Annotated in this window: 8 protein-coding genes, 1 tRNA gene and 1 pseudogene; 4 read left to right on the forward strand and 6 right to left on the reverse strand. The window is 60.0% G+C overall.

What is annotated here, in order from left to right:
- From NW863_RS06805 to NW863_RS06815, 3 genes and pseudogenes are all read left to right on the forward strand, one after another.
- Nucleotides 1-474: pseudogene (locus NW863_RS06805) on the forward strand (peptidase M14); the annotation flags it as partial.
- A 451-nt stretch (nt 475-925) separates the two neighbouring features.
- Entirely contained in the window at nt 926-1,078 is a 153-nt protein-coding gene (locus NW863_RS06810; protein WP_414365453.1) for a photosystem II protein Y, read from the forward strand.
- A gap of 33 nt (nt 1,079-1,111) precedes the next feature.
- Entirely contained in the window at nt 1,112-2,230 is a 1,119-nt protein-coding gene (locus tag NW863_RS06815) for an NAD(P)/FAD-dependent oxidoreductase (protein ID WP_414365455.1), read from the forward strand.
- A 31-nt stretch (nt 2,231-2,261) separates the two neighbouring features.
- Here the strand turns inward: NW863_RS06815 and NW863_RS06820 are convergent, their stop codons facing one another.
- Complete coding sequence (locus NW863_RS06820; protein ID WP_414365457.1) at nt 2,262-3,416, reverse strand: FAD-binding oxidoreductase; 1,155 nt, start codon at nt 3,414-3,416, stop codon at nt 2,262-2,264.
- Between the two features lie 701 nt (nt 3,417-4,117).
- On the opposite strand from NW863_RS06820, the gene NW863_RS06825 reads away from it, so the two are divergent.
- A complete protein-coding gene (locus NW863_RS06825; protein WP_414365459.1) occupies nt 4,118-7,183 on the forward strand; it encodes a PAS domain S-box protein in 3,066 nt (1,021 codons plus the stop codon).
- 127 nt (nt 7,184-7,310) lie between these two features.
- Here NW863_RS06825 and NW863_RS06830 read toward each other — a convergent pair whose 3' ends face one another.
- The 5 genes from NW863_RS06830 to NW863_RS06850 form a co-directional block, all read right to left on the reverse strand.
- Nucleotides 7,311-8,729 (reverse strand): cytochrome c biogenesis protein, encoded by a 1,419-nt coding sequence (locus NW863_RS06830; RefSeq protein WP_414365461.1) that lies wholly within the window; start codon nt 8,727-8,729, stop codon nt 7,311-7,313.
- Between the two features lie 63 nt (nt 8,730-8,792).
- Entirely contained in the window at nt 8,793-9,542 is a 750-nt protein-coding gene (locus NW863_RS06835) for a cytochrome c biogenesis protein CcdA (RefSeq protein WP_414365463.1), read from the reverse strand.
- A 115-nt stretch (nt 9,543-9,657) separates the two neighbouring features.
- On the reverse strand, nt 9,658-10,176 hold the full coding sequence (locus NW863_RS06840; protein WP_414365475.1) for an inorganic diphosphatase: 519 nt from the start codon (nt 10,174-10,176) through the stop codon (nt 9,658-9,660).
- Between the two features lie 88 nt (nt 10,177-10,264).
- A tRNA-Asn gene (locus NW863_RS06845) sits at nt 10,265-10,336 on the reverse strand.
- 87 nt (nt 10,337-10,423) lie between these two features.
- Nucleotides 10,424-11,125, reverse strand: a 702-nt coding sequence (locus NW863_RS06850) for a M56 family metallopeptidase (protein WP_414365465.1), incomplete at its 5' end; no start/stop codon positions are given.

Below are 11,125 nucleotides of genomic sequence, written 5' to 3' on the forward strand. Positions count from 1 at the left end.
ACCCTGGAATGTGGCAAGCCGGATCAGCCCCACGGCACCCAACATGCCTACGAATTTCTGGAAGCCTGCCTGCACCTGTCGGCGCTACCGCAACGCCCCGTCCTGCGACAGGATATTGATCTATTTCACAGCGTCGCCATCGTCAAGATCCCGGAGGAGGTGAGCTTCAGCTTTGGGGAAGCGGGGGAAGAGCCCAAGGGATCCCAGCCGCACCTGCGCTTTCTCCCCGATTTGGATCTCCTCAACTTTCGGGAGCTCCCTCCCCACACCCGCATCGGCTGGACAAACAACGGCTTCCACCTGGAGGTCCAAGACGAGCAGGGCCAAGATGTAGCGGATCGCTTCTTCTACGCCCAAGATGGCGAAATTCGCACCCGCGTGCCCCTTGTGCCGGGCATGCTCACCCTCAACAGCCGCATCATCCGCCAAGATTGCCTCTGTTACCTGATGGAGCGCTACCCTCTAGCTGGCTAAACTTCCGCGCTACTTCTGGGCGCAGTCTACATGGCGCAAGTGACGGACTTTCTCGCCCAGCTCGATTGGCCCATCCCCGCAAGAAGCAACAAGGCAAGCTCTTGTCCAGAACCCGGGCTTGCTGCAGAATGGGCTAGGAACGGCGAAGCAGCCACTCTCCGGCTGTGTGAAGATCCTGGGTTACCCGTCCGTTGAAGCAGCAACTCTGAGAAATCATCCAGGGATCCTGTCCTGCTGGCGTGAGCGGAGGTCTTTGCCCCAGTCCGTCAGGGCTTAGCGGGAGAGGGTATGCCTGGGGTTATTCTGGGTATAGCCGTTCTTCCGGAGTTGTGCCGCGCCCAAAGCGGGATCCAAACCCCAAAAAGCTTCGCTCTTCGGGATCCCAGCAGTTGCCAGCCCTGGAAGCTCTTGTTTTTTCCATTTACTCCATTTACGAGAGGGGGATGAAACTATGGATATGGATCTCCGTCCGCTGATCGTCCTGGCACCTATTGTTTTGGTGGTTGGCTGGGCAGCCTACAACATCATCAAGGCTGCCATCAAGGGGGAAGCCAAGCTCTTCGGCGAAAGGGGCAACAACCCCTTTGGCAAAGGCGGGAGCTGAAGGTGGGATTCGGTTGCAGCCGATAGGCTCTGTATGTCGGACAAAAATCTCCAGGGTGCAATGCCCCCTTCCGGCCTGGGCAGCGGAAAGTCGGCGGACGTCGTTGTCGTTGGCGCCGGGGTGGCTGGCCTAGCCTGTGCACGGCAACTGCGGCGGGCGGGGCTGGAGGTCTTGGTGCTGGAGAAATCGGTGGGTTTGGGTGGGCGCATGGCCACCCGGCGGGTTGAGCATGCCGGACAAACAGTGCCTGTAGATCACGGGGTTCAATATCTGACCCCCGATTCCGACAGCTTTTATCGCTGGGTGAAGGAGCTGCTGGGCCTGGGGCTGCTGAGGGAATGGACGCGCTCGTTGCACCTGCTGGATCGAGAGGGGCTGCGCCCAGAGGACTCCAATGCTGAGAAACCCCGCTACATCTGCCCCCAGGGCATGACGATGCTGGCCAAACAGCTAGCCACTTCCTTGTCCATCCACACCCAAACGCGTGTGGTTGGCCTCAGGCCGCTGGCAACCACCTGGCAATTACAGGCCGAAAACGGCCAGTGCTACGAGGCCGCGGCAGTGGTGATGGCAATCCCGGCTCCCCAGTTGTTGCCTTTGCTGCAAGAGGGGATTCCTCCTGCCAACAACCTGCTATCTCTGCTGGGATCCGCCGCCTACCAGCCCTGCATTGCCGTTTTGGCCGGCTATTCAGAGAGCACGCCGCTGCCGCCTTGGAAGGGGATCAAGTGTTTGCAGGATCCGATGCTGGCCTGGCTGGCCCTGGACAGCAGCAAGCGCCCGCAGCCCTTGCCGCCGCTGGTGGTCTTTCACGGGGGGGCGGAGTGGTCGTCGCTATATCTGGATGCTGGCCCCGCCGAGCTGGAAAAAGCTGGTCGAGAACTGCTGGCCCACGCCGCCAAACGCCTGGATCCCTGGCTGGCCTCGCCGCAATGGATGCAGGTGCATCGCTGGCGCTACGCTTTTCCCGTGGAAACGATAGGTTTGGCCAGCCTGGGCACCCACGTCCCTGCCAGTGCCGGCAGGGGGTTGCCGTTGGTCTGCGCCGGCGATTGGTGTGCCGGAGAGCGAGTAGAAGGTGCTTGGCTCTCCGGCCAGGATGCTGCTAAAACCTTGCTGGCAATGCTGGGGATCCCTGCGCAGGCCCGCTAACGGCGCCATGTTTCGGCGTGATTTGGAGTAGCTATATCAAGCTGGGGCTGAAGATGGCGGCGGGATCAAACTGCTGCTTCAGCTTGCGCATCAGGGTTGCTGTCGGGCCGAAATCGTGGGCCAGAGCTGTCTTCAGGGCTGCCGGTGCCTCCAGCAGCAGGAGAAACCCGCCTACCGACTTGAGGTAGCGCTGTAACTGTAGCAGGGATCCCACCTCAGGCTGGGGGATCCAAGCCCGCCCCAGGCCGCAGCCGCGATGCAGTTGCACCTGAGCTTTGGGAAAGAGGGACTGAAACTGCTCTAAAATGGCCAGGCTCTGGCTGGGCAAGCAGCCGAACTTGGCCAGAACCATTCCTGAAGCGGGTGGGGGCATGGACAAAGCCCCAGGGCCCGCCTCTTGCCAAGCCAACTCCCCCGCAGCCAGCCGCCGCACCTGGGCCATTTGCTGGGCAATTGCCCGCCCCGAGCCGTGGAAGCTGAGCCAAAGCTGTGGCCCTTCTGCCCTCAGCCAGAGATCCATCCCCACTGGGCTCACCGGCGCACTCAGCACCTGCCGAGCCAGGGCCTCCACGTCCGCTAGGGATCCCCTGGCCAGCAAAGTTGTCTGGGCCGCCGGCAGGGGATAGAGCCGCAGGCTGACTTGGGTCAGGATCCCCAAGCTGCCCAGGGATCCGGCGAACAGTCTTGTCAAGTTATAGCCGGCCACATTCTTGACCACCCGCCCGCCCGCTTTGGCCACCTCCCCGTCCGCCCGCACCCAAGTAATGCCCAGCACTAGGTCGCCAATGCTACCGTAACGCCAGCGCAGCGAGCCCGTATCGGCAGTGGCGATAATGCCGCCCACTGTGGCCCAGTCAGGGTAAAGGGGATCCACCGGCCACCATTGCCCCCGCTCGGCCAAGATGGCCTGTAGCTCTGCCAGGGTCATACCGGCCTCTACCGTCGCCGTTAGGTCAGCAGCTGCATGGTCGATCAAGCGGCACAGCCCACGGGTACTGAGGATAAGATCCACTGTCTCCAAGCGAGGAGCCCATCCCCACTTGCTCCCCTGCCCAAGCGGCAGCACCTTCTGCCCGCGGCACTCTTTTAGGAGCTGCACCAATTCTGGAACCGTCGAGGGAGTTTGGATGGGAATAGGAGCAGCCTGGCTGGAGAGAAAATCTGTCAGCGGCGGAGAAAAGGTCATCGAGAAGAACTGAGCTTAGAACGCACCAAAAGGTAAGCAAAACCTGAACCCCCACGTATCGGGATCAACTTGCCTGATTTCAGTGTAGGTGGCAAGCTCCTCCCCTGGTCAGTATAGCCGCGGCTCCCTCTGGGTAGCCGATGAAGCTCGCGATAGAGGCAGCTTCCCAAGTCCCTTCCCCGGGAACGAAGGGTTGGGGAGGGATCGCCTCAGCGGCACAGATCGATCTCAGGCAAGCTGGCAGCCGCTCAAACAAAATCCGTCAAATCTGTCTTCAATCAAACCAATTAAAGCTTAAGCCAATGACGCGAGGATGCTTGAAAAAACAGAGTAACAAGATGATGATTGTCCCTTTTTAGACAAAGGCAAAATCTCGATAAGGTGTAAGAGTCGCAACCTAGGGCTGAAAATTACCTTCAATAGCAAGCTAAGAGCTTAACTTGTTCCTGAAGTCTCAGTCCATAAACCAACATAAATTAGTTGGATGGTAAGTTTAAATAGTGAATAGATGTAAAGATTTATGTCAAGATCCAAAACTTCTTTGCTCGACATGGTACTCTGAATTATAAGGTTAAAGTTAGGTTAAAACCATCAGCTACCTAGAGTCAAAACTACCTCTGAGTATTTTGTCTGGTTTTGGCTAAAGGCTCCTGGCAGCGATACTATTTAAAACTTTTTTTGACTGTAACTTTAAGGTTCAGTTGTCCTCTGACATGGTGGAAGATTTGCCCTCTCCATCGGGATCCCTGGAACAGTTGTTTGGCCGGATGCCGCCCTTGGTCGGGCTTGACAGCTCCCTTGCCGAGCTTCTCTCCCTGCTGGCGCAAAAGAATGGCTCCTGGCCCTACGCGTTGGTGGTGGACGCAGGCCGAGTGGTGGGCATTTTGACACCTGTGGACGTGTTGCGGTGGGTGGCCAGCGACCGCTCTTGGCAGGGATCCACCCTGGCTGAGGTGATGACCACCCCGGTCGTGACCTTGGCCGTCGGCAACTACCGCGATCCCTTGGCATTGTTGGAGTTGATGCGGGCCCACGGGATCCGCCACTTGCCGGTGGTGGACGAAGCGGGATCCCTGTTGGGGGTGGTGAACCAAGATGAGCTGTGCTGGCGGCTAACCTTAGGCCCGCCGCCTTCAGCAGCGGTCTGGAGGGAGCCGTCAACGGAGAAACTGGATCTACCAGATCTACAAACCACCCTGAATTTGCGCGTTGCCATCGAACGCGCCATTCCTCTGGGCATTGCCGCCGTCAATTCACAAGGCAGACAGATCTACGTCAACGAGACCTTTGCCACGATGGTGGGCTGGCCCAAGGAGGAGCTCATCGGGAAGGATCCCCCTTTTGTCTATTGGCCCCCGGAAGAGATGGGCAAGATCACCGCTGCCTTTGCCCAGGGGCGGCCCCCGCAGGGATGGGAGCTGACCTTCAGGCGCCGCAGCGGGGAACGGTTTCCGGTGCGGATTTTGGAGGCTCCCTGGCTAGATGCCCAGGGAAAGGTAATCGGCATGATCGTCAGCGTACAGGATTTGACCCCGGAGAAAGAGTTGCAAAACCAACAGCAACAACTTCAGCACTCTCTGCAGTATCAGCAAGATCTGTTTCAAAGTCTCTTCGAGCAAGCCCCGGTGGGCATGGCGGTCACGGATGCGGCGGGGCACTTGCTAAAGGTGAACCAGAGCTTTTGCCAGCTCACCGGCTACACCGAGGCCGAGCTCTTGAGCATGAATTACGCCGACATAACGCATCCTGAGGATCTGCGGCAGGAGGCAATCTATGTCGAAGAAATACAAGCGGGCCGCCGCCGCGGCTACCGGATGGAAAAACGCTACATCCGCAAAAGTGGCGAGATCCGGTGGGTGGATCTCTCGTCTTTTGTGGCGGAGACTCCCGAGAAACAGATTTACGGCGTTGTCTCAATTGTCGATATCAGCGAGCGCAAGCAGGCCCAGGAGCAGGTTCAATTGCAGCTCCACCAAGCCCGGCTGCTCAGCCACATCGTCCAAGGGATCCGGCAATCGTTGCAGGTGGAGTCCATCCTCAGTTTTGCTGTAGAGGAAGTTCGCCGTTTGTTGGATGTAGAGCGGGTGGTGATCTACCGCTTTTTCCCCGATTGGGTGGGCGAGATCGCCATGGAATCGGTTAGCCGGCCAGAGTTGAGCCTGCTGGGCCTGGTTATCGAAGATCGTTGTTTCGTAACCCAGTGGCACCAAGCCTATCAGCAGGGCCGCATTTCCGCCATTGAAGATATCGACACTGCCCCCATCCAGCCCTGCCACCGGGAGCTGCTGGCCAGCTTAGGGGTGCGGGCCAACTTGGTGGTGCCCATCTTGCAGTCGGCTGGCCCTGACGGCACAGACGGCAGGCTGGCCCGCCTCTGGGGGCTGTTGATTGCCCACCAGTGCAGCGCCCCCAAAAAATGGGATCCCTGGATGCCGGATTTTTTGCGACAAATTGCCGATCAACTGGGGCTGGCGCTGCAACAGGCGGAGCTGTTTGAGCAACTGCAAGCTGCCAATGCCGAGCTGCGCTACCAGGTGGAGGTGCGCAATGCCGAGCTGGCCCAGCGGGTAAGGTACGAGCAAATGCTGCGGCTCATTGGCGACAAGGTGCGCTCCAGCCTGGACGAACAGGAGATCTTGGCCACCGTGGTGCGGGAGCTGACCCAGGCTTTCCAACTGGGCGCCTGCGGTGTGGCCCTCATCCATCCGGAAACCCAGACCTACACGCTGGTCTACGAAGCGGCGGGATCCCTGCCCCCTATAGGCCAAGTTACCCTGCCCTTGGATCCCGTTCTTTTGCGCCAGCTTCGCCAAGGCCAGACCCTCTACTTCAGCACGGATCACCCGCTGCGGGGGCGCTGCACCTTCCTCGCCTGCCCCCTGTTTGTGGAAACGGGCTCGTTGCTGGGCTTTCTCAAGTTAGTCCGCTTGCCCCAGGAAGGGTTTATTGAAGCCGAGATCCACTTTGCCGAGCAGGTGGCCACCCAGTGCAGCATCGCCATTCGCCAGGCCCGCCTCTACCAAGAAATCCAGGCCCAGCTCCGGCAACTGCAGCGGCTCAACGAGCTCAAAGAAGAGTTTCTCAGCATGGTCTCCCACGAGCTGCGCACGCCTCTGACCAACATGAAAATGGCTTTGAAAATGTTGGAGGTGCGCGGTCTTTCCGAGGCGCAGATCCCCTATTTCCACATCCTCAAACAGGAGTGGCAAAAAGAGCTGGACTTGGTCAACGACCTGCTGGACCTGCAGCGGCTAGAGGCCGGCAGCCGCAGTCTGGAGATTGCCCGCTTCGAGGTGCGAGAGTGGCTGGAAAAGCTGGTGCCGCCCTTTGCTCTGCGCTTTCAGGAGCGCCGGCTCACTTTTGTCTCCCGCATTCCCTCTGAACCCATCCTGTTCAGCACCGATGTGGGGCTGCTCACCCGCATCCTCAGCGAGTTGCTGGCCAATGCTGCCAAATACACCCCTGCTGGCCAGCAGGTTTACCTGGAAGTGGCGGGCGATTCTTCGGGTCTCCATTTGCAGGTAATCAACACCGGCGTCGAGATCCCAGCGGAGCACCTGCCCCGCATTTTCGAGAAGTTCCACCGCATTCCGCAACTGGACTACGCCCACCAGGGGGGCACCGGCTTGGGCCTGCCGCTGGTGAAAAAGGCGGTGGAGCTGCTGCAAGGGATCCTGCGGGTGGAAAGCGGCGAGAACCGCACCCTGTTTGCAGTCAGCCTGCCGGATTTGGGCAGTTCTGCTCTCACCCCCAGCCCCTCTCCCTGAGGGACTCCCTCACCCCCAGCCCCTCTCCCTGAGGAACACCCTCACCCCCAGCCCCTCTCCCTGAGGGAGAGGGGAGCTAGATAACCCTGGGCAGTGTTGTTGGTCAAGCAGACGCCACTTGGGTAGGCTAGCCGTTGGCTAAGGACTCCGTCCCGCTGACGCGAGCGGCGGGATTGAGTTCTTTTGCCGGAGAAGGGGGAGAGGAGAGCAGTTGCTGCTCCACCAGGTGGGCAAACTCCCGCTCGAAGGTCACCAGGGCGCGGTTGGTTTTGCCCCCCAGGTAAAGCCCTGCTTCCGTCTCCAGAGCCCAAACTTGGCTGTAGCTGAAATAGCTCATCACCACCCCCAGCATCAGCAGCCCAAAGCCAAGATAGACAAGAGGGATCCCTGGATCCGATTTCATTTGCAGGCCGGTGGCGCCGATAACCTCATCTAGGTGCAGGGTAAGGGGGTTGGGAAAGCGCTGCGGAGCCACTTCGTCGAGGGCCAGGCTCATGCCCTGGCGCAGGGATCCTACCCATTGGCCCTGGGTGTCGTAGAGCAGGGCCGTCCCCTGCAAATCTGGCAACAACAGCGTCAAGCCCTCGCTGAGATCCGGTCGGGTGGGCACAAAAGCGCCCCAGAGCTTGCTGCCCGCCTGGGTGGGCACCGGCACCACTGGAATTTGGAAGGAGGGGCTGTTGTTAAGGCGGATGCGGATGCTGTCGATGCCCCAGTCGGCTTGGTAGAGGGTCACGCCGCGGTAGGAGAGGGGATGGTTGACAGAGATGGTCTGGCGCTTGACCTCCTGTCCCCCATCCAGAATCGAGAGATCTGAGTAAAACTGCTTTACCCGTCCGTCGGGAGCATAGTCGATCCAGAAGCGGTTAACCCGAATTTGCCAGGTGGGCAGATGAGCCAGATCCCCTGCCCCGGTTACATGTTCAATGGCGGCAACCCCACCGCTGGGAATCAGCTCCTGGGCCTTAAAGCCCCCGAGGCTGCCCCAGATGGCTCCCAACAGGATCAGCAGCAGGCTGACGTGCACCAAGATGGGGCCGAACCGCCCGATTAGCCCCTTGCGGGCGTAGAGCCGGGATCCCTCCTCAAACACCGCATAACCCCGTTGTCGCAGCCGCTGCGGCAGTCCCTCTAGGGAGTGTTGGGGCAGATAGACCCAAAAGGGCAGCCGCTGGAAGGAGGAAGGACGGGTGAGGTAGCTCCAGCGACGGGCCACCTTGAGCATCGGCCACTGGCGCGTGAAAGAACAGGCGGCCAGGCTGCTGCCAAAGAGGATCAACAGGGCCAGAAACCAAGGGGTGCGATAGACGTGATCCAACCCCAGCTTGAGGATCAGCCGCCAGGTGAGAAAGCCAAACAGGGCCGGATGCTCAGGATAGTGAGCCTGGTAGAAGGCCACCGTTTCCTCTTGCTCGATCACCGTGCCCAGGGCGCTCAAAAGGGCAATCGCCAAGAGAAGGCCAATGGCTAGGCGCAGATCCGCCAGCAGCGGCAGCAGCTCATGGCGAAAATACCGCCGCAACAGCGGCAGAGGATGGATAACCATGGGAAGTTGTTAGCTCAAGACTTGGATGCCCCTCTCAGGGCAGCCCCATCTTAGCCTGTTCCCTTAGGCCCACGCGGAGAGGATCGTCAGGGTGCCAAAGCCCACCAACACCACGCCACTGGCATAGGTGAACCAGCCCGACCAGCGCCGCAGGGCCAGCAGTTGCTTGAGCGAGCCGGCAAACACCCCTGCCAAGAGCAGCGGCAAGACCAGCCCCAGGGCATAGGCCAGCAGCAACCCGCCCCCCACCCAGGGCTGCTCCGTGGTGGAAACCCAGCCCAGCAGGGCCACCAAAACCGGCGTGCTGCAGGGAGAAGCCACCAGGCCAAAGGTGGATCCCAGCACCACCGACCGGCTCAGCCCAGGCCACTGGCCAGGGATCTCCAACCGGTTAAACCAATCGGGGAAGCGCAGGGGGAAGACTTCCAGCAGGTTCAGGCCCATGAGGATGGCGATCCCTCCCGCCACTAGGGATCCAAAGGCAGTGGTTTGTCCATAAACCCGGCCTAGCAAAGCTGCCCCCAAACCCAGCAGGGTCAGGGTAAAAGCCACCCCAGCCGCAAAACCCAAAGATTGGGCCCAGATGTGCCGACGCACTTTTCCGGCCTCTTCATCAGGGCTAGGGGTGTAGCCGCCGATGTAGCCAATGGTTACCGGCAACATAGAGAGCAGACAGGGAGAAAGGCTGGTAACCAAACCTGCCAGACCCACCAGCAGCAGGCTCAGCGGGGAAAGGTGCTGCAGTTGACCTTGAACCAGCTCCGTTGCCCACTGCTCTAGGTGGTAGAGCCAAAGCTGAAGGGTATCCACCATAGCAAAAGCTGTCGAGTCCAAACCTAGGCTAGCTCAAGGAGCCCACTCCAGGGCAGCTTGGCGTCAACTGGCCAGCACCCTCAGCGGCGCGCTCCAGTCCAGAAAAGCTGGGGAGCTACTTGGACTGTTGGTAGGCGGCAATGCTGCTGGCGATCACTGCTTCGGTTTCGGCCAGACCTTTCCAGCCCAAGATCTGGGTTTCTTTCTTCTCTAGGCGCTTGTAGGTGGCGAAAAACTCGGCAATCTCGTCCAGGCGGTGCTGGGCAATATCTTCCAGCTTGGTTACGGAAGCATAGCGAGGATCCTTAGCGGGCACGCACAGCAACTTCTCATCCGGCTCCCCTGCGTCGATCATCTGCAGCATGCCCAGCGGGCGCACCGCAATCACGCACCCTGGAAAGGTGGGCTGATCCATGATCACCAGGCCATCCAAGGGATCCCCGTCCCCTGCCAGCGTATTGGGCACAAAGCCGTAGTCGTAGGGGTACTGCACCGAAGAGTAGAGCACCCGGTCTAGGGCCATCACGCCCATGTCTTTGTCAAACTCGTACTTGTTCTTGCTGCCGCCAGGGATCTCAATCAAGAGGTTGAGCAGACCCGGCTTGGGTTGGGCAGGGATCCGCGACAGGTCAATCACAGCAATTGTCCTCGAAATACGTGACGCAAAAATAGCCAGAGGGCATTATAGCTCCCAGGGCGGGACTTCAAGTAGCAAAGACAAGCTCCTCGGGCAAGATTCGAACTTGCGACCAATCGGTTAACAGCCGACCGCTCTACCGCTGAGCTACCGAGGATCAAAGTATCTTCCATCGTAGGGAAAAAAACGCCATCAGGCAACTCCCCCGAAGGAAAGGATTCTTGGCTCCGCCCAGGCCATCGTCTCAGTGGTGAAAGGGGATGGCCAATAAAGGCAGCAGAGCCAGCCCCAGCCAAGCCCAACCCTGCACGGAAAGGTGCGACGAGGGCGCGACGGGGCCCGACTCCTCTTGCTGCAATAGGGCATCGATGCGCTCTTGCAGCCGTCCCCCCGCAGTGGATCCCATTTCCAGGGCAAAGCCAACCCAAGCCGCTGCCGGCTGCTGCGCCATGCCATGGCCTACCACCTGCACCAGAGCCTCTCCCAGCACCAAGGGATCCACCCGCTGAGCCGCCCAGCAATCTGCCCGTAGCTCCCGCAGGGTCAGCAGTTCTTGCCAGAGAACCTCCGTATTCGGCAGCCAGCCGCTGAGCCGTCGCAGCCAACCAACCGCAAACATCCACAAGGTATCGCAGTAGTGACGATGGGCCTCTTCGTGGGCCAGAACCGCCCGCAGATGCTCCTCATCCAACTGCTCCAGCAGACCGCGGCTAACCACCAATTGCGGCTTCCACACCCCCACCTGGGCAGCAAAAGGGATCTCCAAGTCCAGCACGTAGGCTGGAGAGCCATACAGCTCGACCTGGGCCAGAGCCTGCAGGCGGGCACGTCGGCAGGAGCGCCAGAACTCCCAAGCCCAGTGCAAGGCTACGCCCCCAGCCACGGCCAGCACCAGCAGCGCACAGCCATAGCAGAACCAGCCTCCTGACCCGGCCATTTGTCCCCA

Origin of the sequence: Synechococcus sp. B60.1 (assembly GCF_047462555.1) — a bacterium.
In the GTDB taxonomy this organism is placed as follows: domain Bacteria; phylum Cyanobacteriota; class Cyanobacteriia; order Thermostichales; family Thermostichaceae; genus Thermostichus.

Bases quoted from the DNA above. Each gene is read 5' to 3' on its own strand.
- NW863_RS06815 (WP_414365455.1), top strand. From the start codon at position 1,112: ATGTCGGACAAAAATCTCCAGGGTGCAATGCCCCCTTCCGGCCTGGGC.
- NW863_RS06835 (WP_414365463.1), bottom strand. From the start codon at position 9,542: ATGGTGGATACCCTTCAGCTTTGGCTCTACCACCTAGAGCAGTGGGCA.
- NW863_RS06820 (WP_414365457.1), bottom strand. From the start codon at position 3,416: ATGACCTTTTCTCCGCCGCTGACAGATTTTCTCTCCAGCCAGGCTGCT.
- NW863_RS06830 (WP_414365461.1), bottom strand. From the start codon at position 8,729: ATGGTTATCCATCCTCTGCCGCTGTTGCGGCGGTATTTTCGCCATGAG.
- NW863_RS06810 (WP_414365453.1), top strand. From the start codon at position 926: ATGGATATGGATCTCCGTCCGCTGATCGTCCTGGCACCTATTGTTTTG.